The organism is Enterococcus sp. 6D12_DIV0197 (assembly GCF_002174385.1).
In the GTDB taxonomy this organism is placed as follows: domain Bacteria; phylum Bacillota; class Bacilli; order Lactobacillales; family Enterococcaceae; genus Enterococcus_D; species Enterococcus_D casseliflavus.
In genome coordinates this window covers 171,706-195,803 of the sequence record NZ_NIBN01000001.1, presented here as the reverse complement: position 1 = coordinate 195,803, position 24,098 = coordinate 171,706, and the positions used below count along the sequence as shown (strand labels likewise).

The window sequence follows — 24,098 nt, the reverse complement described above, 5'->3', positions numbered from 1 at the left end:
CATCTGATTTCCAAGCCAGCCAAGCTGCTTGGGGCTTATTGTTCAGTTTAGTGGGAAAGACCCGCGTAAAAAACAGAACCCTCAAGTTGAATTGTACAATCAATAACCCAATTAGTAAAGGCAGCTGGCATATTTTACGCCAGCTGCCTAGGATTATTTCTCTGATTTCGATCCTTCTTTGTTGTCGATGCCGCGACCAGAATGGGCTGGTTTGGCAAAAATCATCCGCCCAGCTGCCGTTTGCAAGGCGCTGGTGACGATCACTTCGATGTGTTCATTCATGTAATGCTGGCCATCTTCCACCACGACCATCGTCCCGTCATCTAGATAAGCGACCCCTTGCTGGCGCTCCGTGCCAGCTTTCACCACTAAGACGTGCATGCTTTCTCCTGGAATCACCACTGGTTTGACCGCATTGGCTAACGCATTGATATTCAAGACAGGCACATTTTGAAATTCAGAAACTTTGTTTAGATTGTAATCATTGGTCACGACGACACCATCCAGCATCTTCGCTAACTTGATCAGCTTGCTATCAACTTCGGAAATGTCTTCAAAATCGCCTTCATACATCTCAACTGCGATGCCTTCTTCTTTTTGCAAAGCATTCAAAATATCCAAGCCGCGGCGGCCCCGAACCCGTTTCAAACTATCGCCAGAATCTGCGATGTATTGCAATTCGTACAAGACAAAATTCGGGATCAGCAAGACGCCTTCTAAAAAGCCTGTTTTAGCAATGTCATAGATCCGACCATCAATGATCACGCTGGTATCCAAAATTTTGTATTTGTGGAAGTGGTCCGCGATCTTTCTTTCCAGCATCTGCTGTTCATCTTGCTCTTGGGGCTCTGCCTTTTTGTTTTTCGGGGCAAAGACTTTTTTCCATTCATCGATCCGTGTCGTCCCGATCTGAAAACCGAGATACCCTAACAGGACCATCACTAAGATTGGGGCGATCCCGTTGATAAAAGGAATATCCCAATTGTAAAAAGGAATCGACACGATCACACCGATCATCAGACCGATGATCGAACCAATTGCGCCAAACAAGAGATACGTTAAGCTCAATTCACTTAGTTTTTCTTCAATTTTGCGAATACCGGCTGCAATATATTTCGCTAATAGTAAAGATAATAAAAAGAAAATAAGGGCTCCAAGCAAACTATTAGTGATGTTATTATTCAGCCATTCATTTTGGGTTTGCCCAATGGCTTGCCATGCGATAGGCATCAGTGAGATCCCCAGACTTGCTCCGGCAAGTACCATTAGTGCGGTAATGACTCGTTTCTGCATACATGTTCCTCCATACTCCAGTAGGTTTCTTTTGTTCAAAAATCCGGCTCCTTCCGCCAGTCAACGGCTGTCGGTCGGTTGGTTCAAACGAATGAATCAGCAGCGTCAGGGCAAGAGGAGAGGCGATTGCCCCTTGCTCTTGCATTGACTCCACTTTAACGGAAGACTTTCCGCAAGGTTTCGGCTAAGGTAGACACGCCTTCGACTTCGATGCCTTTGGGCGGCTGCCAGCCAGTCAGATTATTTTTCGGCAAATAAACTTTCGTAAAACCTAGTTTTTGCACCTCTTTGACCCGTTGCTCGATCGCGTTGACTCGGCGAATCTCACCCGTCAAGCCAATTTCACCGATAAAACACTCCGTCGGGCTGGTGCCTTTTTCTTTGTAGCTAGACGCGATACTAACAGCGATCGCTAGATCGATCGCAGGTTCATTTAATTTGACCCCGCCGGCTGCTTTTAAGTAGGCATCTTGATTTTGCAGCAGCAAGCCTGCCCGTTTTTCTAAAACCGCCATGATCAGCGAGACGCGGTTGAAGTCTAGCCCCGTCGTCGTGCGTTTGGCATTGCCGAACATCGTTGGCGTGACCAGTGCTTGGATTTCCACCAAGATTGGCCGACTGCCTTCCATTGCCACTACGATCGCCGATCCAGTTGCGCCTTCTAAGCGTTCTTCCAAAAAGACTTGTGACGGATTGGCGACTTCTTTCAACCCGCCTTCTTCCATTTCAAAAATCCCGATCTCATTGGTGGACCCAAAGCGGTTTTTTACGGCCCGCAAAATTCGAAAACTGTGGTGCTTTTCGCCTTCGAAATACAAGACGGTATCCACCATATGCTCCAGCATCCGCGGTCCTGCGATCGAGCCTTCCTTCGTCACGTGGCCAACGATAAAGATGGCGATGCCATTGGTTTTGGCGATTTTCAGCAATTCTGCGGTCGTTTCTCGCACTTGGCTGACACTGCCTGCCACGCTGGTGATATCCGGTTGGGTCATGGTTTGGATCGAATCGATGATCACATAATCTGGGCGGATGTTTTCGATCGCTTTACTGATCTCTGACATGTCCGTTTCCCCATAGAGATAAAATTCTGTATCGATGGCGCCTAAGCGCTGCGCCCGCATTTTGATTTGTTCGGCACTTTCTTCTCCTGACACATACAAGACCGTCCCGCCGATCGCTGCTAATTGCTGGGAAACTTGCAAGAGCAGCGTCGATTTTCCGATCCCTGGATCCCCACCGATCAAAATCAAGGAGCCTGGGACCACGCCGCCACCTAAGACGCGATTCAACTCAGCGAGTTTCGTTTGGACCCGCGGTTCTTTTTTCGGTACGACATCGGCGATTTTCGTCGGCTGCATCTTTTGCCCCGTCAATGTCGTACGTACTCGACGATCGGCGGTTTCTTGGATCACTTCTTCCACCATTGAATTCCAGCTGCCGCAATTGGGGCATTTCCCTAAATATTTAGGGGAACTATACCCACAATTTTGACAGACAAATTGACTTTTTGCTTTTTTTGCCATTGATCTCCTCCACTACTTCTATCAAACAGACCCCCAGGCAGGATTTACTGATTCGAGGAGCCAAAGCCGCCGGTTCGGCTGGCAGTGGTTGTATCTTGATCAGCTTTTAAGAACGGCAAGAAAATTCCTTGGCCGATCCGTTCGCCTTTTTTAATGACGACATCTGTGGGGCCGAAATTGGTAAACTGGAACATGATATGCCCTTCATTATCTGGATTGTCATAGTAATCGCTGTCGATGACGCCGACACCATTCGTCAAGACTAAGAAACGTTTCAAAGGATTGCTGGAACGATTTGTCAGCTGCAAATACTCGTCTTCCCCCATATAGGCTTTGATCCCCGTGGGAATCAAGGTTGGCTTCAACTGTTTTGCGGTCTCTTTCGCAAAAAGCGCTTTGACCCCGTCGATCACGCCCGCTTTCCAAATGCTTGGCACCACGATTTCTTCCGCTGCTTCAAAGTCGTAACCAGCCGCATGATGGGTGGCACGTTGAGGCAAGGTGATGCTTTTTTCTTTATATGCTGTAATAATTTCAAATCCTCGTAATTTCATGGGTTCCTCCAATAATAAAACATATAGCTATTTTAGCATAGGAAGAACTATTTTCTTCATGGAAAACACAATTATCGAAAAGTCTTTACAATTTCTTCGTTTAAAAATAGACCAAAAAGAAAAAAGGACATGACGAAACGCCCGTTTGCGAGTACAATAGAAAAAATATCAAAAAATAGGCGGTGGCATATGCGCGCAGATCTTTCAAACAAAAACCGAATCGTTGTAAAAATCGGCACCAGCTCGTTGATTTATCCCAATGGTGCCATCAATCTAGCTGGCATCGATGAATTAGCCTTTGTCTTAGCAGCTTTGCAAAACCAAGGCAAAGAAATCATCTTAGTTTCTTCTGGTGCGATCGGTGTTGGCATGAACAAGTTGAATTTGAAAGAACGACCCGTGGAGATCCCGCAGCAGCAAGCCGTGGCAGCCGTTGGCCAATCAGAACTGATGACGATCTACAACCAGCGTTTTCAAAGCTATAGCCAGCAGACTGCACAGATCCTGCTGACCAGAGACATCATCGAATTCCCCCAAAGCCGTCAAAACGTTAGCAACACCTTAGAGCAATTACTTACGATGGGGATCATCCCGATCATTAATGAAAACGACACGGTGGCAGTGGATGAATTGGACCATCTCACCAAATTTGGCGACAATGACCAGCTGTCAGCGATCGTCGCTCAGTTGACGAAAGCCGAGCTTTTGATCATGCTTTCTGATATCGACGGCTTTTATTCCGCCAATCCGCTGAATGATCCTAAGGCTGTTTTGTATTCCGAGATCAATGAAATCACCCCGGAACTTTTAGAACAAGCTACGGGAAAAGGCAGTCCTTATGGAACCGGCGGTATGACCAGCAAATTAAAAGCCGCTCAACGTATCTTAGACTTGAACAGTCACATGCTGCTGGCTAACGGCAAGCAGCCGAAAATTATTTTTGACTTGCTCGCAGGGGAACCTGTCGGCACCCACTTTTATCAACGAACGGAGGATGAGCAATGAGCAATTTACAAACGATCGGTCAACAAGCACAAGCAAGCGCCCAGGCATTAAGCTTACTGAGTGCCAGTGAAAAAAACCACCTACTGGCAGCGATGGCCGATGCTTTAGAAAAAGCTACCGAGAAGATTTTAGCTGCTAATCAACAAGATCTAACCGCCGCAAAAGCCAAAGGAACCAGCCAAACGATGCTAGATCGTCTGTTGCTGACAGAACAACGGATCACCGAGATGGCTAACGGCATCCGAGAAGTCGCCCAATTGCCCGATCCAATCGGTGCCGTGGATAAAATGTGGCGCAATGCTGACGATCTTTTGATTGGTCAACAGCGGGTGCCTTTAGGGGTCATCGGCATCATCTACGAAGCCCGCCCTAATGTCACTACTGACGCGGCTAGTCTGTGTTTCAAATCAGGAAATGCCGTGATTTTGCGTGGCGGAAAAGAAGCCTTCCACTCCAATCAAGTCCTCGTGACTATTTTACAAGAGGCATTAGCTGCCAACGGACACTCCCGCCATGCGATCCAGTTTATCGAAGACACGAGCCACGAAACAGCGGCTGAGCTGATGCGGCTGACAGATTACTTGGATGTTTTGATCCCCCGGGGGGGCGCCGGCTTGATTCGTCGTGTCAAAGAGACCGCCACAGTACCAGTGATCGAAACCGGCACCGGCAACAACCATATCTACATCGACCAAGCAGCCCAGCTGCCGATGGCTCTGGCGATCGTCACGAATGCAAAGACGCAACGCCCTTCTGTCTGCAATGCCATCGAAACGATCCTCGTCCATGAAGCAGTGGCGGCAGAATTTTTGCCTATGGTAGAACAGCAATTTGCCGATCAAGTCGAATTGCGAGGAGATGAAAAAGCGTTGGCGTTTTTGAACAACGCGCAGCTTGCCACTGAAGAGGACTGGGCAACCGAGTTTTTAGACTATATCTTAGCGATCAAAGTGGTGGCTTCGCTAGAAGAAGCCATTGCCCACATCAATCGCTACAATACGAAGCACTCTGAAGCGATCATCACCGATGATTATTTCGCTTCCCAACGCTTCTTGAAAGAAGTTGATGCGGCGGCGGTTTACGTCAATGCCTCGACCCGTTTCACCGATGGCTTTATGTTTGGCTTTGGTGCCGAGATCGGCATCTCGACGCAAAAACTCCATGCTCGTGGGCCAATGGGGTTAGAAGCACTGACTTCTACCAAATACATTATTTATGGCGAAGGCCAGATCCGTAAGTAACGATACGAAAAAAACAGCCACTTGCTGTCATGACTCCCAATAGTTAGACTAAAAAGCTAACTTTAAAAGGTCGGTACATGCGCAAGCGGCTTTTTTTCGTCCTCTCATGCTTGTGCAGCCCGCAGAACGAAGGAAATCGGTTCGATGCCAAACAATTCTGTCAGCACTCGATTGGTTGTGGCAAAGACGTCAGCTTCGCAACTCTTTTTCGGACAAGAAATCGTCTTTCCTTTGCTGGAAAACGTATCCTGACGGTTGCCCTCTACGAAAATTACTTCTTGCGTTCCTTTTTGATAGATCAATCCTTCGTCTTCTTCTAATAATAAGCGAGTCTGCCACTGATTGATCTGGGCAATTGGCATCACCAATGCAGCAGCATCCAAGTTTTCTAACGAAAAACGACGACCATCCGGCAGCTGCAGCGTGAAGGTATTGAGTTCATAAGGCAAACAGGCATTGCACCCTCCTTCTGTGATGACTTGGCTCGTGAGAATTTCTGCATTCATTCTTTTTGACTCCTTTCATGATTCATTCATGTTTAGTTTATCACAAACCTATGGCGCACGGCGGAGCAATTATTCCGTCTTAAGTTGGATGTGTTTCTTTTTCTTTCTTGTTATGCTTGGGATAAGAAAAAAAGTCTAGGAGGAGTCACAATGAATACAGAAAGTTTATTAGGAAGAATCGTTACTGTCGTGGCAGTTTTAATCGCAGCATCCCTTGTTTTATCCGTTGTATTAGGCATTATTGGTGGGTTGATCGGATTGGTCTTCCGTTTCGGGATTCCTTTGCTGCTAGCCGTTTTGATCGTTCGCTGGTTAACATCGATTCGCCAAAAGCCAAGAAAATATTATCGTTAATTACAAGTAAATCAAAAACACCTGACTTTTGGAAAGTCAGGTGTTTTTTTATCGATCAGCCTAATGCTACATCTAAAACCATCATTAAGATAAAGCCTAGCATGACGCCAAAGACCGCAAAATGGCGGCGACTAGACAAGGTTTGCTGCGCTTCTGGAATCAATTCTTCCACCACTACATAGATCATAGCACCCGCTGCAAAAGCCAACGCATACGGCAAGACAGCGGACATACTCGTTACTAGCAAAGCTCCGATCACACCGGCGATCGGTTCTACGATCCCTGACGCTTGCCCGTACATAAAGGCTTTGGTTCGGCTTAACCCTTCTTGGCGCAAGGGGATCGAAACGGCTGCGCCTTCTGGAAAATTTTGGATCCCGATCCCGATCGCTACCGAAAGCGCCGCTAAGATCGCTGCTCGCGGATCATCGGCACTAGCCGCCGCCCCAAACGCTACCCCTACCGCCAAGCCTTCTGGGATATTATGCAGCGTGATGGAAAAGACCAGCAAGATCGTTCGCTTCAAATGACTGGGCAAACCTTCTGTTTCATGATTCGGACCAAAATGCATATGCGGGAGCGTCTTATCTGCTGCATATAGAAACAAACCACCCAATCCAAACCCGATGCTGACCACAAGCCACGGAATGTCGCCATTTTCTTCGGCTCGTGCGATCGCAGGATCTAATAACGACCAGAAACTAGCAGCGATCATCACGCCAGAGGCAAACCCCAGCATCGTATTCAGGACATTTTTATTGATTTCTTTGAAGAAAAAGACTAGCGCTGCCCCAAGCGCCGTCATACCATACGTAAAGATTGTCCCCGCCAACGCTTGCTGCCATGGCGACAATCCAACCAACCAATCCACCATTCGTCTGCTCCTTTGTCTAACTATTCTACCAATACTCTAGCATAGGAAGCCGTCAGGTTCTACTAGGAAGGCAGCAGCAGCCAAAATTTTTCTTTCACCAGCCCTAAGCCTTTCCTGATGAAATCCTCGGCTTTACTTGAAAGTTTCAACATTCATCGCTATAATGCTAGGAGACTCCATGTCAATTTATATAAAGTGAGGAAAAGAATTGATTACAGTAAGTGATGTAAGTTTGCATTTTTCAGACCGCAAACTGTTTGATGATGTTAATATTAAGTTTACGCCTGGTAATTGTTATGGTTTGATTGGTGCAAATGGTGCTGGTAAATCAACTTTTTTAAAAATTTTATCTGGTGAGATCCAACCTTCGACCGGGAATGTTTCTTTAGGTCCTGATGAACGGATGGCTGTCTTGAAGCAGAACCACTATGATTACGAAGAGTTTCCAGTGATCGAAACGGTCATCATGGGCCATAAACGTCTCTACGAAGTGATGAAAGAAAAAGACGCGATCTACATGAAGGAAGACTTTTCTGATGAAGATGGGATTCGTGCCGCCGAACTAGAAGGCGAATTTGCGGAACTTGATGGCTGGGAAGCAGAGCCCGAAGCAGCGGTTCTTTTGCAAGGCTTGAACATTCCCGATGAATTGCATCATGTCTTGATGAAAGATCTAACTGCTGGTCAACGGGTGAAAGTCTTACTGGCACAAGCCCTTTTCGGCAAGCCAGACGTCTTGCTCCTAGATGAGCCTACCAACGGATTGGATATCCAATCTATCAACTGGTTAGAAGAGTTTCTGATCAACTTTGACAACACCGTCATCGTTGTTTCCCATGACCGCCACTTCTTAAATAAAGTTTGTACCCATATGGCCGATCTAGACTTCGGCAAAATCAAATTGTTTGTCGGCAACTATGATTTCTGGTTGGAATCAAGCCAATTAGCTGCGAAATTACAATCCCAATCAAATGCCAAAAAAGAAGAGCAGATCAAAGAACTGCAAGACTTTATCGCACGCTTTAGTGCCAATGCATCAAAATCCAAACAAGCAACATCTCGGAAAAAAATGTTGGATAAAATCACTCTTGATGATATTCAACCTTCGTCTCGCCGCTACCCGTTTGTCGGTTTTAAACCAGAACGTGAAATCGGGAATGACTTGCTGCAAGTCGACAATGTCAGTGTGACGATCGACGGCAAAAAGATTTTAGACAATATCTCTTTCACCTTGAATAAAGACGACAAAGTCGCTTTTGTTGCCAATAGCGATATCACCACCACGACGCTATTCAAAGTCATCATGGGGGAAATCACTCCTGATACAGGTAGTGTTCGTTGGGGCGTGACCACGCAGCATGCCTACTTGCCAAAAGATACGACCAGCGAATTTGATACGGATACCCCGATCGTTGATTGGTTGCGTCAATACGCAAGCAAAGAAGAAGACGACAATACCTTCTTGCGCAGCTTCCTAGGTCGCATGTTATTCTCTGGTGACGAAGTATTAAAACCCGTCAATGTTCTTTCCGGGGGCGAAAAAGTTCGCTGCATGTTGTCGAAAATGATGCTTTCAAAAGCCAACGTATTGGTATTGGATGATCCAACCAATCACTTGGACTTAGAATCGATCACCGCATTAAACGATGGCTTGATGGCCTTCACCGGCTCATTGTTGTTTGCTTCTCATGACCACCAATTTATTCAAACCCTTGCGAACCGTATCATTGCGGTCTCTAGCAAAGGCGTGGTGGATCGTGCCGAAACGACCTACGATGAATTCTTAGAAAACAAAGATGTCCAAAAACGCGTAGCAGAAATGAATCAATAAGCTGCTTTTGAAAAAAAGAACGCTCCAGTTGCCCGCCACCAAGGCTGCAACTGGAGCGTTTCTTTTATTTTTCCTAGGTGCTTCGGGTATTTTTGGCAGGTTACGCTTGTTCTAAACGGGCTTTGCCGAATGAAAACAGCGCCAAGCAGCCGTAGCCGGTATGACTGGAGATCGTTGGACCTAATGGATAATGATGAATAATAATGTCAGGAATTTTTTCGGTCAAACGTTTGATGACTTTCTCCGCCGCTTCGGCATCGCCAGCATTGGCAAAATAAACCGTATTGGTTTTTGATTCGTGAAGATTGGCGATGGTTTGATCTACGATTTTTTGGATCGCTTTGTTGCGTCCCCGCACTCGATCAACGCTGCGTAATTTTCCCGCAGTATCGACGGTAATAATTGGTTTCACGTTCAACAATCCGCCGATCGCTGCCGCCGTTTTAGAGATTCTGCCGCCGCGTTCCAATTGTTTTAAATCGTCGACGGTGACCCATGAATCTAAACGCAGTTTGTTTTCTTCTACCCATTGGCTGACTTCTAGCAACGAACGTCCTTGGGCTTTTTGTTGGGCTGCTTCAGCCACTAAGAAGCCTTCGCCTAAACTCGCAGAGCGCGTATCGATCAAGGTGATCGCAACTTCTTTGTATTCTTCTTTTAGTAAGGCTACGGCTTGGACGGCACTTTGGAATGAGCCGCTCATTCCTGAAGAAAAACCTAAATAAAGGACCGGTGTGCCCGCTTCGACATATGGCCGAAAATACTCCATATAACGTCCGACATTGATTTGAGAAGTTGTCGGCTGCGCATGCTCTTTTAGTTTTCCTAAAAACCATTCCGTATCAAATTCTTTGCCCATATCATCGATATATTCTTTGCCGTCTAATTCGATCAGCATCGGAATATACGCAACATCTAGCTCCGCTAATCTTGCTGCTGGTAAATCACAGCAGGAATCTGTCATGATTTGAAACATGGTTTCACCCCTCTCGTTACCCCCTATTATAGCAAAAAAAGAACAAGACAGAAGAAATTCTCATCAAAAGCAGCCAAACTTATCGTTGACTGCTTTTGACACAGGAGTTCTTCGTCTTGTTCTGAAGCTTTTGCGTCAGATTAGATTTGCGCCCAAACACTTTCTAAAATGTTGGTTTGGCTGCGGTCTGGTCCTACAGAGAAGGTCGAAATGCGGACACCGACTAATTCAGAGATGCGGTGAACGTAATTGCGTGCATTTTCTGGCAGATCTGCTAATGTTTTGCAGCCAGTAATGTCTTCAGACCAGCCAGGAAGTTCTTCGTAGACTGGTTTGCAGCGGTTCAACTCTTTCAAGCTTGCTGGGTAATGATAGATCAATTCACCATCTAGTTCATAAGCGGTACAGATCTTCACGGTTTCTAAACCGCTCAAAACATCGATCGAGTTAAGGGATAGGTTTGTAATCCCTGAGACCCGTTTTGAATGGCGCATCACGACGGTATCAAACCAGCCCACACGGCGAGGACGTCCTGTCGTTGTTCCGTATTCACGACCGATCTTACGAATTTGTTCACCTGTTTCATCAAACAGTTCCGTTGGGAAAGGACCATCTCCTACCCGAGAGGTGTAAGCTTTGCAGACACCAACGACTTTGTTGATTTTTGAAGGACCCACACCACTACCAATAGTGACTCCCCCAGCAACGGGGTTGGATGATGTCACGAAAGGATAGGTTCCTTGGTCGATATCCAGCATCACGCCTTGTGCCCCTTCAAATAAAACCCGTTTGCCTTCATCTAAGGCATCGTTAAGGATCACCGAAGTATCCGTCACATATTTTTTGATTTGTTGGCCATATTCGTAATACTCTTCAAAAATGTCTTCAAAGGCGATTGGCTCTGCGTCAAACATTTTCACGAATTGACGATTTTTTTCTTCTAAGTTGATACGCAGACGTTCTTCAAAAATTTCTTTGTCTAAAAGATCAGCGATCCGAATGCCGACTCTGGCAGCTTTATCCATATAGGCTGGTCCAATCCCTTTGATCGTCGTACCGATCTTGTTGTCACCTTTGGCATCTTCTTGCAGCTGATCCAAATGGATATGGTAAGGTAAAATAACATGAGCACGATCAGAGATCTTTAAGTTTTCTGTTATTATATTGTTTTCTTTCAAGTATGCTAATTCTTTAACTAATGATTTCGGGTTCACAACGACCCCGTTTCCAATGACACTGATTTTATCTGCATAAAAGATCCCAGAAGGAATCAAATGCAGTTTATAGGTCACACCGTCAAATTTAATCGTATGGCCGGCATTGTCTCCACCTTGATAACGTGCAATGACTTCCGCGTTTTCACTCAAAAAGTCCGTAATCTTTCCTTTACCTTCATCGCCCCATTGTGTACCTACTACTACTACAGATGACATATAATGACCTCTTTCTTTAATTAGTGCATTCCTTAAGTATTGTAACAAGATTCGCAAGCTCTTTCAATCTAAAATCGAATAATCGTTTTAAATTCTCATTTTTCAGGGGTAAAAAACGAACTATTTTCTTCTCAATAATTATTTATACACGTAAAAACGAATAAAGTCAGCACATAAAAAAAGCCCTGCTGCCATCAGCGCAATGCAGACGGCAGCAGGAGCCTTGGTTTCTCACATCGTTGGTGTCTTACCCGAACTCTTCTCGCGGCGAGACCGAGGAGAACTTATTGTATTCTTTGATAAATAGAAGTTCGACGGTCCCTCGGGCACCACTCCGGTTTTTCTCGATAATGACTTCGATCACATTGTTGTTTTGTTGTTCTTCTGGTTCATCGTCATCATCGCCTTCGCTGCGGTAGTAGTCATCTCGGTACAAGAAAGCAACGATATCGGCATCCTGCTCGATCGATCCTGATTCTCGGATATCACTTAAAACAGGACGCTTGTCTTGTCGTTGTTCCACACCCCGAGAAAGCTGAGACAGTGCGATCACTGGCACTTTTAATTCCTTCGCCAGTTTCTTTAATTGGCGAGAGATCTCAGAGACTTCTTGTTGGCGGTTTTCGCGACCCGTTCCTTCAATCAGCTGCAAGTAGTCGATCAAAATCAAGCCGAGATTACCTTTTTCTTGCGCCAGTTTCCGACAACGTGCCCGAATCTCAGAGATCTTGATCCCAGGGGTATCATCGATATAGATATTGGCGTTAGAAAGACTGCCCATGGCAACGATCAAATTGCGCCACTCTTCTTCTGAGAGCTGCCCCGTCCGCAAGTGACTGGCCTCAATCGAGCCTTCCGCACACAGCATCCGATTGACCAATGATTCAGCCCCCATTTCCAGACTAAAGATCGCTACGGAACGATCGGTTTTCGTTCCGACATTTTGCGCGATATTCAAGGCAAACGCGGTTTTCCCTACCGCGGGGCGGGCAGCGAGAATAATCAGCTCTTCTTTTTGCAGCCCCGCCGTCATTTTGTCTAAAGCCGCATAACCCGTAGGTAATCCGGTGATTTCTTCATTGTTTTGCGCCAACTGATCGATCGTTTCGATCGTCCGATTCAAGACTTCCGCTATCGATTGGAAGCCATTGCTATTGCGCTTTTCGGATACTTCTAAAATACTTTTTTCTGCTTGATCAATGATCGACTGCACATCTTCATCTTGTTCAAAGCCTTTGGTTACGATGCGGCTCGCTGTTTGGATCAGATTGCGTAACGTGGCTTTGTCGTCAACGATCTTCGCATAATAAGCAATACTTGCTGCTGATGGTGAAGCTTGACTCAATTCAGTCAGATACGTCAGGCCGCCAACATCTTCAAGACTGTTGCTTTTTTCAATTTCTGCTTTCAACGTAATCAAGTCGATCGATTCACTACGGTCGTTCAACTGGATCATTGCTTGAAAAATTATTTGATGGCTGCGGCGATAAAAATCTTCTGGGGCGATTACTTCCATTGCATCGATGATCGCATCGGCATCTAAAAAGACTGCCCCTAGGACCGCTTGTTCCGCTTCAATATCTTGTGGGGGAACTTGATTTTGCCAAACTTCATTCATGCCATTCGCTCCTTCGTCCATTCATTCTACAAGATTCCCATCCAAAGTACAAGATTGCTTGGACGTTTGCCGAAAAAAACCCCAACATGTGACTGTTGGGAGTAATGCTTATTCTTGGATGGTATGAACATTGATCGTTGCTGTTACTTGTGGGTGCAATTTTACAGGTACTTGCGTAAAGCCTAATGCACGGATCGGCTGATCCAATTCGATTTTGCGTTTGTCGATCTTTATTTTGTATTGCTTGTTCAAGGCATCTGCGATTTGTTTTGATGGGATCGAACCGAATAAGCGGCCATCTTCCCCTGCTTTGGCATTGATCTTCACAACGGTTTCTTCCTTTTCAAGAAGTGCTTTTAACTCTTTCGCTTCTGCTAAGACTTCTGCGTCTTGTTTTTCTTTGGCTTTTTGTTTGCCTTTTAATTCTGCCATGCTTTCATTGTTGGCAGGTTTGGCTAAGTTGTTTTTGATCAGAAAGTTTTGTGCGTAGCCATTAGGGACTTCCTTGATATCGCCTTTTTTGCCTTTGCCTTTGACATCTTGTAAGAAAATAACTTTCATCTTGGTCACTCCTTGTTATTGTTCATTTTTCGTTAATTCCGCTCGCAGCTGGTTTTCTACATCACCAATGCTGCTGTTCTTTATTTGCGTGGCTGCGTTGGTAAAATGTCCGCCGCCGCCTAATGCCTCCATCAAGGTTTGTACATTGACTTTACCAGTGCTTCTAGCACTGATACCGATCAAATCTCCTGGTTGTTTCGTAATGACAAATGCGGCATGGATCCCATTGATCGATAGCAGAGTATCGGCCGCTTTCGCAACGGTGACACTATCGTACACCCGATCTTCATCCGCTGCAGCAATCACGATATCTTCTCGGAAATGCTGGCTGCGAGAAACCAGTTCACTGATCATCAAATAGGAATCGAGATCCGTACTCAACATGTATTGAACCAATGACGTATCTGCGCCTTGGTTTTTCAAATAACCAGCAATATCAAAGGTCCGACCAGTGGTTCGCACCGTGAAGTTCTTCGTATCCACGTAGATGCCCGCTAATAAAGAAGTCGTAATAAATTTCGGGACTTGCGATCTGCGAGAAGCACGATACTGGATCAATTCTGCTACCAGTTCCGATGCCGAAGACGCGGAAGATTCAATATACGTCAATAGTGGCTTATCGGGAAACTCATCCCCGCGACGATGGTGATCGATCACTGCGATTTTGTCAAATTCATCATAGACCGCTTGCGAGATCGACATCGATGGCTTATGGTAATCTACCATCACTAGCACACTTTCTTCATTTGATAAATTAACTGCTTCTTCCCCAGTGATCACAAATCGTTCCAGCTCGGGGTATTTTTTCAATTCTTCCAATGCCCGCTGAATGTCTGCGGTGATCTCTTTTGGATTTAAAATGATGTAGCATTCTTTGTCGCTCATCATCGCCATGTATGCCACCCCAAAAGCCGAACCTAAGGCATCCATGTCTGGGTAACGATGACCCATGATAAAGATCCGCTGGTTTTCAGCAAAAATCTTTCTCAACGCCGTACTCATGGCACGAGAACGAACACGCGTTCTCTTGGGTGTGCCGTCTGTATTGCCACCAAAGAATTGCGGTTTCGCTTCTTCTTTGGCTTCTTTTAAAACGACTTGATCACCGCCGCGAACTAACGCAATGTCGAGATTGTTTTGTGCCACTTCCCCGATCTCTTCAAAAGACTCTTCCCCATAGGAGATCCCCATACTGATCGTTAATGGCAGATCATTTTTTTCCGCAACTTGCCGTACTCTAGTCAAAAATTGGAATTTTTCTTCCTTCATCCGCTCAATATCTGAATACTTCGCGACGAAAAGAAACCGCTCGGAATTGATTCGTTTGTAAAAAACATGATTCTCACTTGCCCAATCAGAAATCAATGTCGTGATCAGCGAGTTCAAATAAGAAACTTGTTTGTCGTCTTTTTTCTCAATCAAATCATCGTAATTATCAATTGAAATCAACCCAATTGCTGCCATCTTTTTTACCCCTCAATGTATCATCCCATTTTTTTGAAGCTTTGTTCCTTATTTTACCACAAAACAATCAAATAGGCGATTGATGCAAAAAAGTTCCACGTGAAACTTTTTTGGTGAACCAACCAGGAAAAAATTTCTATCATTCGTTATTCTATCTATATATAAAATAACAAGTTACTCTTCGATGGATAAAAAAATTGACAAGCTTCAAAAGAAACTTGTCAATAAAAATCATTCGATTTATTCTTCGCCTACGAATGGAAGTAATCCCATGATACGCGCACGTTTGATTGCAATGGTAAGTTTGCGTTGGTTTTTCGCACCAGTACCAGTTACACGACGTGGTAAGATTTTACCGCGTTCTGAAATGAAACGTTTTAGTAATTCAATATCTTTATAATCGATATGTTCAATATGGTTTGCAGCAATGTAGTCTACTTTACGACGTTTGCGTCCGCCTCTTCTTTGTTGTGCCATCCTATTTCCCTCCTATCAATTTCTTAGAATGGTAAATCATCGTCTGAAATGTCGATTGATGAGTTTCCGAATGGATCGGAGTTGTCTCGATCAAAATTAGGCATTCCTGATGGTTGAGAGGATTGAGTTTGATTTGAGTTATTGTTACCAAATCCAGAAGAACTGTTTGAGTTATACGTATTGTTACTGCCAGATCCGCTATCAGTTGTGCGTCTTTGCTCGGAAGCATTCCGCGACTCTAATAATTGGAAGTTGTCAGCAACGACTTCTGTTACATAAACACGTTGGCCTTGTTGGTTGTCGTATGAACGGGTTTGAATACGTCCAGTAACCCCTAATAAAGTTCCTTTGCGTGCATAGTTTGCTAATGTTTCCGCTGGTTTTCTCCAAATAACACAGTTGATGAAATCAGCTTCGCGCTCTCCACTTTGGTTGGTAAAATTGCGGTTTACCGCCAAGGTAAAGGTTGCGACACCAGTGCCATTAGAAGTGTAACGTAAATCAGGATCTTTGGTTAGTCTTCCTACTAGTACAACATTATTAATCAAAGTTCATCATCTCCTCATCGCTTTTGTTTCATGTGAAACAATATTATGCTTCTTCTTTGACAATCATGTGACGGATAATGTCATCATTGATTTTCGCAAGACGGTCAAACTCGTTGATTGCACTTGCAGTTGTTGAAGAAGAAACTTTAACGATGTGATAGATACCCTCACGGAATCCATCCATTTCATACGCTAGACGGCGTTTTTGCCAATCTTTTGATTCGATAACTTCAGCGCCGTTATCAGTTAAGATTGAGTCAAAACGAGCGATCAATGCGGCTTTTGCTTCTTCATCAATGTTTGGACGAATGATATATAAAATCTCATATTTCGTGTTTTCCATTGATTTTTCACCTCCCTGTGGACTTTGGCCCCTAGTTTTCTAGGAGCAGAGAGAGTGGTCTAATTAGACTACTCACAAATAATTATTATACACTTTTTTCGTCCTTACTGCAAGCTGTTTTTTTGCGTCCCTGCATCTACCCATCACCGCAAACAATCGCTTACACTGATAAATACGTCAGCTGCTGCCGATTTTTTGAAAAAGAATAGGAAGACAGCAAGCTGCAGGTTCACAGGTTGCTGTCTTCCTAGAAAACGTATTGCTTATTCTTGTGTATCCGTGGTGTCTTCCGTTGTTTCTTCCACATCTGGCACGTCTTGTACCGCTGTTTCTTCAGCAGTCGCTAGTTCTTCTTCGACTTCTGGTTCAACTGTTGCCATCGTCACTACTTTGGCATTATTTTCCATCTTCATCAAACGAACCCCTAAGGTTGCCCGACCAGTTTGGGAAACAGTCGCTACATTGAAACGAATCAAGACGCCTTTATCGGTGATCACCATGATGTCTTCCTCACCGCTGACCGTCGTCAAGCCGGCTAATGGACCATTTTTCGCCGTAATGTTGGCTGTTTTGATCCCTTTTCCGCCACGACCTTTGATTGGGTATTCAGAGCCTTTGGTACGCTTGCCATAGCCGTTCTCAGTGATGACCAAGACTTCACTGTCTTCTGTGATCACTGCAGCGCCTACTACGTAGTCTCCGTCTCTTAGACGAATGCCTCGCACACCAGCAGCTGTTCGGCCCATATCCCGAACAAGGGCTTCTTTGAAGGTCACAGAGTAGCCATCGTGGGTTCCGATGATCACGACATCTTCGCCGTGGGTTTCAATTACATTGACCAACTCATCATTTTCCCGAAGACCGATCGCAATCAGACCATTGGCACGGATATTTGAAAAGGCCGTCACTGAGGTCCGTTTGACCACACCTAGACGCGTCGTGAAGAACAAGTAGCGTCCTTCTTGAGGCCCACCAGAAGCCGAAATGATCGCTTCGATCCGTTCGCTAGAATCGATCCCTAGGAGATTGATCACAGGGATCCCTTTGGCTGCCCGACCATACTCAGGAATTTCATAGCCTTTGGCTTTGTAAACTTTCCCTTTATTGGTGAAGAACAGTAATGTGTCATGAGTCGAACAAGAAACCAACGTCTTCACGAAGTCTTCATCGTGGATCCCCATTCCTTGAACGCCACGTCCGCCGCGGCGTTGTGCACGGAATTCAGACTTAGCTACTCGTTTGATGTACCCATTGTTCGTCAAGGTAATGACGATTTCTTCTTCTTCGATCAAATCTTCATCTTCAAGACTTAAGACTTCCCCAACCAATAATTCAGTCCGGCGATCATCACCAAAGCGTTGGCCTAATTCTTGCAACTCCGTTTGAATGATCTCTAGGACTCGTTGTGGATTTGCTAAAATGTCTGTCAAATCAGCGATAAATTCTAACAAACCTTGGTACTCGTTTTCGATCTTGTCGCGTTCCAAACCAGTCAAGCGACGCAAACGCATATCTAAAATCGCTTGCGCTTGGCGATCGGACAATTTGAAGCGCTCCATCATGCTATTTTTTGCTTCATCATCAGAATTTGATGCTCGGATCAAAGCAATGATCTCATCGATATGATCCAATGCGATCCGTAATCCTTCCAAGATGTGGGCACGAGCTTCTGCTTTGTTTTTATCAAACTGTGTCCGACGAGTCACCACTTCTTGTTGGTGCTCGATGTAGTTTTCTAAAATTCGTTTCAAGCTCAAAATCTTCGGCACGCCTTTTTCAATGGCTAACATATTAAAGCCAAAAGAAGATTGCAGTGCAGTCATTTTGTAGAGATTATTTAAGATCACCGACGCACTGACGTCGCGACGAACGTCGATCACGATCCGCATGCCTTCACGAGACGATTCATCCCGCAGATCGGTGATTCCTTCGATCCGTTTGTCACGGTGCAGCTCAGAGATCCGTTCGATCAACTTCGCTTTATTGACCATATATGGCAATTCAGTCACTAAGATCCGTTCTTTGCCGTTGGGCATTTCAGTCACTTCGACTTTTCCGCGAACAGTGATCGAACCTTTCCCTGTTTCATAGGCACGGCGAATACCGGATTTTCCCATCACGATCCCGCCAGTTGGGAAGTCTGGTCCTGGTAGGACTTCCATCAATTCACTCGTTGTGACTTCTGGATTTTCCATCAATAGATCGATGGCTGCAATGACTTCATTCAAGTTATGAGGCGGGATATTGGTCGCCATCCCAACAGCGATCCCAGTCGTCCCGTTGACCAAAAGGTTCGGGAAGCGGGCAGGTAATACCGCTGGTTCTCGTTCTGTATCATCATAGTTGCTTTGGAAATCAACGGTATCTTTGTTGATGTCCCGCAGCATCTCCATCGCCAGTTTACTCATGCGGGCTTCGGTATACCGCATCGCAGCGGCACCGTCACCATCGACTGAACCAAAGTTTCCATGGCCATCGACTAGCATGTAGCGATAGCTAAAGGGCTGTGCCATCCGCACCATTGATTCATAGATCGCACTGTCCCCATGGGGATGGTATTTCCCCATGACATCGCCGACGATCCGGGCTGATTTTTTATGGGGCTTGTCTGGTGTGACCCCTAATTCATTCATTCCATATAAAATTCGGCGGTGAACCGGCTTTAAGCCATCCCGCACATCTGGTAAAGCCCTAGCAACAATTACACTCATTGCATAATCGATAAAGGACTCGCGCATTTCACTGGTCAGATTGACGTCATGAATATTTTGTTTTGCTTCTTCACTCAAGCTGTTTCCTCCTCTACGATTGGCTAGATGTCAAGATTTTTCACGTAGTGCGCGTTTTCTTCGATAAAGGCCCGTCTTGGTTCGACGCGATCCCCCATCAGCATTTCAAAAATTTGATCGGCTTCTATGGCATCATCAACGCTGACCCGCAGCATCATCCGATTTTCAGGGTCCATCGTGGTTTCCCATAACTGGTGGTCATCCATTTCCCCTAGACCTTTGTAGCGTTGAACCGTTGGTTTTGGTGTCGCAGGCAGTGATTCAATCGTATTTTTCAAATCTTGTTCGGCATTCTTGCCGGGTTGGATATAGTGGATATTTTTCCCTTGTTTGACACCGTACAATGGCGGTTGTGCGATATAGACATAACCAGCTTCAACGATTGGACGCATATAACGATAGAAAAGCGTCAAAAGCAGGGTCCGGATATGGGCACCATCGACATCGGCATCGGTCATGATAACTAGCTTGTGGTAACGGGCTTTTGCTACATCAAAATCAGCACCAAACCCAGTTCCCATTGCTGTAAACAATGAACGGATCTCTTCGTTTGCTAAGATTTTGTCCATGCTGGCTTTTTCGACATTTAAAATCTTCCCACGGATCGGTAAGATCGCTTGGAATTCGCGACTGCGGCCTTGTTTTGCTGAACCGCCGGCAGAATCTCCTTCGACGATAAACAGTTCGCATTTTTCTGGATCATTACTGGAACAGTCGGCTAATTTCCCAGGTAAGTTACTGATTTCTAACGCACCTTTTCGGCGAGTCATTTCTCGGGCACGTTTGGCTGCTTGACGGGCTTTTGATGCCAAAAGTCCTTTTTCCACGACTTGACGACCCACATTCGGGTTTTCCATCAAGAATTTCGTGAAATGTTCGGAAAAAAGACGATCAGTGACTGTCCGCACTTCGGAATTTCCTAATTTGGTTTTCGTTTGTCCCTCAAACTGAGGATCTGGATGCTTGATAGAGATAACTGCCGTCAATCCTTCCCGAACATCTTCTCCGGTCAGGTTTTCGTCGTTTTCTTTCATCAATTTTGACTTGCGGGCGTAATCGTTGATCACCCGTGTCAAGGCAGTCTTAAACCCGAATTCATGGGTTCCGCCTTCATAGGTATGGATGTTGTTGGCAAAACTCAACAGATTGCTGTGGTAGCTATCGGTATATTGCATGGAAACTTCAACCGTGATTCCTTGTTGTTCTCCTTCTAAGTAGATCGGATCTGGGAAAATCACTGTCTTACTTGCATTCAAATGCTCCACATAGCTCTTGATCCCACCGTCGTAATGATATTCTTTCAAGACGGGTTTTTCTTCCCGTTTGTCTTCGATCGAGATTTTTAAGCCACGGTTCAAGAAGGCTAATTCCCGAACCCGTGTCGCTAATTTATCAAAATTGAATACGGTTGTTTCCGTAAAGATCTCTGGATCTGGAACAAAGTGGACGGTCGTTCCGTGGCGGTCGGTTTCATCGATCACTTTCAAGTCATCAACGACTGCCCCACGATGGTATTCTTGATAATACACTTTGCCTTCTTTATAGACTTTTACGTCTAAAGTCGTGGATAACGCATTAACGACGGAGGACCCTACCCCGTGCAGTCCACCAGATACTTTGTAGCCGCCACCGCCGAATTTCCCGCCGGCATGCAGGATCGTAAAGACGGTTTCTACCGCTGGACGGCCTGTTTTGGCTTGGATATCAACGGGGATCCCCCGACCGTCATCGACGACCGTAATACTATTATCTGGTTCAATGATCACTTGAATACTTGAGGCAAAGCCTGCTAGTGCTTCATCGATCGAGTTATCGACGATTTCCCATACTAAGTGGTGCAAACCTTCTGAACTGGTAGAACCAATGTACATCCCAGGTCGTTTGCGGACGGCTTCTAGTCCTTCCAACACTTGGATCTGACTGGCATCATAGGCTTTCGCACGTTCAACTAAGCTTTTTTCTTCTTCTGTCATTCAGTCTATTCTCCTTTAATATGTCCTTGCTCTACATAAAAAATCTCTGCTTCCACAGACATTTTGTCTTTCACATGTTCTAATGTCGTCGTTGTCAGAAAGGTCTGAACTTTTCCTTCAATGGTCTCCAATAAATGCAGTTGTCGGGAATCATCCAGCTCACTCATGACGTCATCTAATAAAAGGACGGGATATTCCCCCGTTTCTTCTTTCATCAAATCGATTTCTGCCAATTTAACACTTAAGGCGGTCGTTCGCTGCTGTCCTTGCGAACCAAAGGTCTGAACATTTTTCTCATTGATCAAAAAATCCAGATCGTCTCGATGGGGACCTGCCAACGTGACTTGCCGAAATCGTTCACGGTCTTTGACTTGTGCCAAGGCTTTGACAAATTGCTGTTGGATCTCCTCCAGCGTACTCGCCTCACCGGGCACATTCGATAAGTAGTCGATCTGCAAGGTTTCTTTTCCTTGGCTGATCTTTTGGTGCAGCTGATTTGCCCAATACGCCAAGCGCTGAACAAATCGTTGTCTGGCTAAAATGATTTTACTGCCGAAAGCCACCAGCTGTTCCGTTAAAACATCTAAATAGATCTCATCGGTCTGTTTTTTTTCATTCAGCTGTTTTAAGTATTGATTGCGCTGTTTCAAAACGGATTGGTATTGAACGAGATCATAGAGATAGATTGGATCGATCTGCCCAATTTCCATATCGAGAAATTTGCGGCGGACTTGGGGACTTCCTTTTACAAGGGAGAGGTCTTCTGGAGCAAATAAAATGACATTCAACTGCCCTATGTAACTACTGAGCTTTTTTTGCTCAATGTGGTTTACTTTCGTTTTTCGTCCTTTTTTTGACAAAAACAGTTCTAACGGGATCGTTGAGCGTCCCCGACTGACACTGCCAGAGATCCGCGCCCCTTCTGTGTCCCAGCGGATAAGCTCTTGCTCGCTGGAGGTGCGGTGGCTTTTGGTCATCGCCAATACATAGATACTTTCTAAAATATTGGTTTTTCCTTGCGCGTTTTCGCCTAAAAAAATGACCAGACCTTTCTCAAAAGTCAGTGTCAGCGAATCATAGTTCCGATAATTGCTTAAATGCAACTCATTCAGCCGCATCGGCGTCTTCCTTCTTCACCATAAAAAAAGTACCTTCATCAGGTAGCTCAACACGCATTCCCGCATACAATTTGCGCCCTCGTCGATTTTCTGGCTCGCCGTCGACAAAAACGGTGTGCTCTGCAAGGTACCATTTCGCTTGGCCGCCGCTGCTGATCACACTGACTTCTTTGAGCATTTGTCCAAGTGTCATGTATTCCGTTTCTAACGGTATTTGCATTTTCATAATTCCCCTCAATTCTATCAAAGAGCGTTTAGCTCTATTATACTCTTTTTTTGCCAAGAAAACAAATTCATCGGCATATTTTTCATTCTCAGAAGACTTACTGCTTTTAGACAAAAAAGAAGCCTAAATAGAAAAAAGGGCTTAAAAACGATTTTAAGCCCTTTTAACTCATTTATTCATTTTCAGATGATTGTTTCAACTTTTTTCAAAAGACATGAAAAACTAGTTGGTTCGCACCGGTGTGATCAGCTGGATAAAGCTGCCTTTGCTCTCTGTTGGCTCCAATGTAAAGGGACGGATCGCTGAGATAAAGCGGATCACGATGCTCGTGTCACCAAAGGCTCGGAGGGCTGCTTTCATATAGTCAGGATTGAAAGAGATCTCTAATGGGTCGCCGGTCACTTTTTCAAAAGAAAGATCTTCTTCGACTTTCCCGATTTCTGGTGAGTTTCCATATAAGACAACGGCTTCTTCGGAGATCGCCAAACGAACGATGTTGTTACGGCCTTCATGAGAAAGCAATGACGCCCGTTCGATGGCTTGTAACAATTCTGGGACAGAAAATTCAATCTCAGTATTGAAGCTTGAAGGAATCAGACGGTTGGTATCTGGGTAAGTTCCTTCCAATAAACGAGAATAGAATTTCATGGTTTTCGTTTGGAACAACACTTGGTTATCCATAATGCTGATTTGGATCGCTTCTTCTTCATCTGTTAAGGAACGAGAAAGTTCCGTTAAGCTTTTGCCAGGAATTACGATGTTGAAGGCTGTTTCTCCGCTTTCCAATGGAATCACCCGTTGGCTCAAACGGTGTGAGTCGGTCGCAACAGCTAATAATTTTTGATTTTCTAAGACAAAGTGGACCCCAGTCAAGATCGGACGGCTTTCGTGTTGCGAAACCGCAAAGACTGTTTCACTAACGACCTTGTTCAATACGTGCGCTGGAATTTCGATCGAATCTTGACTTTCGACAACTGGTAAATGTGGATAACTATCGGCATCCAAGCCGTTGACGGTAAAGTTGGCTTTTCCAGAAGTGATCGCTACTTGATTATTGTCTAAAACTTCTAACGTTAAGGTACTTTCAGGCAAACGACGAACAATTTCGCTGAAGAAACGTGCTTGTAAAACGATCGCTCCTGTTTTTTCGATTTGCATTTGCGCTTTTTCGTTTTCCACACTTAAAAAAGTTTCAATGGAAATATCGGCGTTGCTCCCAGTCATGGTCAATCCTTTTTCAGAAAGGGATAATTTTACTCCAGTTAAGATCGGGATGGTGGTTTTGGTTGAAATCGCCCGTTGGACAGTTTGTAATTCTTGCATGAACTCTGTTCGGTTTAAAGTTAGCTTCATAGCGATACTCCTTTAATTTATAGTTATTAAATAAA

At 45.0% G+C, this 24,098-nt stretch carries 22 protein-coding genes; 4 read left to right on the top strand and 18 right to left on the bottom strand.

The window, feature by feature from the left end; translation table 11 throughout:
* Positions 1-153 precede the first annotated feature (153 nt).
* The 3 genes from A5867_RS00920 to A5867_RS00910 all read right to left on the bottom strand — a co-directional run bounded on the left by A5867_RS00920 (position 154) and on the right by A5867_RS00910 (position 3,373).
* Positions 154-1,293: a PIN/TRAM domain-containing protein gene (locus tag A5867_RS00920; RefSeq protein WP_005226396.1), complete on the bottom strand. Its 1,140-nt coding sequence runs from the start codon at positions 1,291-1,293 to the stop codon at positions 154-156.
* Between the two features lie 155 nt (positions 1,294-1,448).
* Positions 1,449-2,819 (bottom strand): DNA repair protein RadA, encoded by a 1,371-nt coding sequence (gene radA / locus A5867_RS00915; RefSeq protein ID WP_005226394.1) that lies wholly within the window; start codon positions 2,817-2,819, stop codon positions 1,449-1,451.
* A gap of 44 nt (positions 2,820-2,863) precedes the next feature.
* Positions 2,864-3,373 carry a hypothetical protein gene (locus A5867_RS00910; RefSeq protein ID WP_010748479.1) on the bottom strand — a complete coding sequence of 170 codons (510 nt, stop codon included), beginning with the start codon at positions 3,371-3,373 and terminating at the stop codon, positions 2,864-2,866.
* 189 nt (positions 3,374-3,562) lie between these two features.
* Between A5867_RS00910 and proB the strand changes: the two genes are divergently transcribed.
* Positions 3,563-4,378, top strand: a complete 816-nt coding sequence (gene proB / locus A5867_RS00905; RefSeq protein ID WP_087626681.1) for a glutamate 5-kinase — start codon at positions 3,563-3,565, stop codon at positions 4,376-4,378.
* Complete coding sequence (locus A5867_RS00900; protein ID WP_077453230.1) at positions 4,375-5,619, top strand: glutamate-5-semialdehyde dehydrogenase; 1,245 nt, start codon at positions 4,375-4,377, stop codon at positions 5,617-5,619. The genes proB and A5867_RS00900 overlap by 4 nt, the downstream gene beginning before the upstream one ends.
* 104 nt (positions 5,620-5,723) lie before the next feature.
* On the opposite strand, the gene A5867_RS00895 is transcribed toward A5867_RS00900, so the two are convergent.
* Complete coding sequence (locus A5867_RS00895; protein WP_087626680.1) at positions 5,724-6,125, bottom strand: DUF4809 family protein; 402 nt, start codon at positions 6,123-6,125, stop codon at positions 5,724-5,726.
* Positions 6,126-6,275: 150 nt separating this feature from the next.
* Between A5867_RS00895 and A5867_RS00890 the strand changes: the two genes are divergently transcribed.
* Complete coding sequence (locus tag A5867_RS00890; protein ID WP_010748476.1) at positions 6,276-6,479, top strand: hypothetical protein; 204 nt, start codon at positions 6,276-6,278, stop codon at positions 6,477-6,479.
* A 55-nt stretch (positions 6,480-6,534) separates the two neighbouring features.
* Here A5867_RS00890 and A5867_RS00885 read toward each other — a convergent pair whose 3' ends face one another.
* Positions 6,535-7,353: a ZIP family metal transporter gene (locus A5867_RS00885; RefSeq protein ID WP_016608938.1), complete on the bottom strand. Its 819-nt coding sequence runs from the start codon at positions 7,351-7,353 to the stop codon at positions 6,535-6,537.
* A 208-nt stretch (positions 7,354-7,561) separates the two neighbouring features.
* Between A5867_RS00885 and A5867_RS00880 the strand changes: the two genes are divergently transcribed.
* Positions 7,562-9,184, top strand: a complete 1,623-nt coding sequence (locus A5867_RS00880) for an ATP-binding cassette domain-containing protein (RefSeq protein WP_005226380.1) — start codon at positions 7,562-7,564, stop codon at positions 9,182-9,184.
* Between the two features lie 100 nt (positions 9,185-9,284).
* On the opposite strand, the gene A5867_RS00875 is transcribed toward A5867_RS00880, so the two are convergent.
* From A5867_RS00875 to dnaN, 13 genes are all read right to left on the bottom strand, one after another.
* Entirely contained in the window at positions 9,285-10,160 is an 876-nt protein-coding gene (locus tag A5867_RS00875) for a DegV family protein (protein ID WP_005226378.1), read from the bottom strand.
* Positions 10,161-10,300: 140 nt separating this feature from the next.
* On the bottom strand, positions 10,301-11,593 hold the full coding sequence (locus tag A5867_RS00870; protein ID WP_005232916.1) for an adenylosuccinate synthase: 1,293 nt from the start codon (positions 11,591-11,593) through the stop codon (positions 10,301-10,303).
* Between the two features lie 247 nt (positions 11,594-11,840).
* Complete coding sequence (gene dnaB / locus A5867_RS00865; protein WP_005226374.1) at positions 11,841-13,211, bottom strand: replicative DNA helicase; 1,371 nt, start codon at positions 13,209-13,211, stop codon at positions 11,841-11,843.
* Positions 13,212-13,319: 108 nt separating this feature from the next.
* Positions 13,320-13,772, bottom strand: a complete 453-nt coding sequence (gene rplI, locus A5867_RS00860) for a 50S ribosomal protein L9 (RefSeq protein WP_005226371.1) — start codon at positions 13,770-13,772, stop codon at positions 13,320-13,322.
* A 15-nt stretch (positions 13,773-13,787) separates the two neighbouring features.
* Complete coding sequence (locus A5867_RS00855) at positions 13,788-15,236, bottom strand: DHH family phosphoesterase (RefSeq protein WP_015508681.1); 1,449 nt, start codon at positions 15,234-15,236, stop codon at positions 13,788-13,790.
* A gap of 240 nt (positions 15,237-15,476) precedes the next feature.
* Positions 15,477-15,713: a 30S ribosomal protein S18 gene (gene rpsR, locus A5867_RS00850; RefSeq protein WP_005226367.1), complete on the bottom strand. Its 237-nt coding sequence runs from the start codon at positions 15,711-15,713 to the stop codon at positions 15,477-15,479.
* Positions 15,714-15,736: 23 nt separating this feature from the next.
* The gene (gene ssb / locus A5867_RS00845) at positions 15,737-16,261 is read right to left on the bottom strand and encodes a single-stranded DNA-binding protein (protein ID WP_005226365.1); all 525 of its coding nucleotides are present in this window, start codon (positions 16,259-16,261) and stop codon (positions 15,737-15,739) included.
* Positions 16,262-16,304: 43 nt separating this feature from the next.
* A complete protein-coding gene (gene rpsF, locus A5867_RS00840; protein ID WP_005226363.1) occupies positions 16,305-16,604 on the bottom strand; it encodes a 30S ribosomal protein S6 in 300 nt (99 codons plus the stop codon).
* A 263-nt stretch (positions 16,605-16,867) separates the two neighbouring features.
* Complete coding sequence (gyrA, locus tag A5867_RS00835) at positions 16,868-19,393, bottom strand: DNA gyrase subunit A (RefSeq protein WP_016608933.1); 2,526 nt, start codon at positions 19,391-19,393, stop codon at positions 16,868-16,870.
* A 23-nt stretch (positions 19,394-19,416) separates the two neighbouring features.
* A complete protein-coding gene (gene gyrB, locus A5867_RS00830; protein ID WP_005226359.1) occupies positions 19,417-21,366 on the bottom strand; it encodes a DNA topoisomerase (ATP-hydrolyzing) subunit B in 1,950 nt (649 codons plus the stop codon).
* Positions 21,367-21,371: 5 nt separating this feature from the next.
* Positions 21,372-22,484, bottom strand: coding sequence for a DNA replication/repair protein RecF (recF, locus tag A5867_RS00825; RefSeq protein ID WP_005226357.1), 1,113 nt, complete (start codon positions 22,482-22,484; stop codon positions 21,372-21,374).
* Positions 22,471-22,710: a S4 domain-containing protein YaaA gene (yaaA, locus tag A5867_RS00820; RefSeq protein WP_008376781.1), complete on the bottom strand. Its 240-nt coding sequence runs from the start codon at positions 22,708-22,710 to the stop codon at positions 22,471-22,473. The genes recF and yaaA overlap by 14 nt, the downstream gene beginning before the upstream one ends.
* A gap of 222 nt (positions 22,711-22,932) precedes the next feature.
* On the bottom strand, positions 22,933-24,063 hold the full coding sequence (dnaN, locus tag A5867_RS00815; protein ID WP_005226354.1) for a DNA polymerase III subunit beta: 1,131 nt from the start codon (positions 24,061-24,063) through the stop codon (positions 22,933-22,935).
* Positions 24,064-24,098 lie beyond the last annotated feature (35 nt).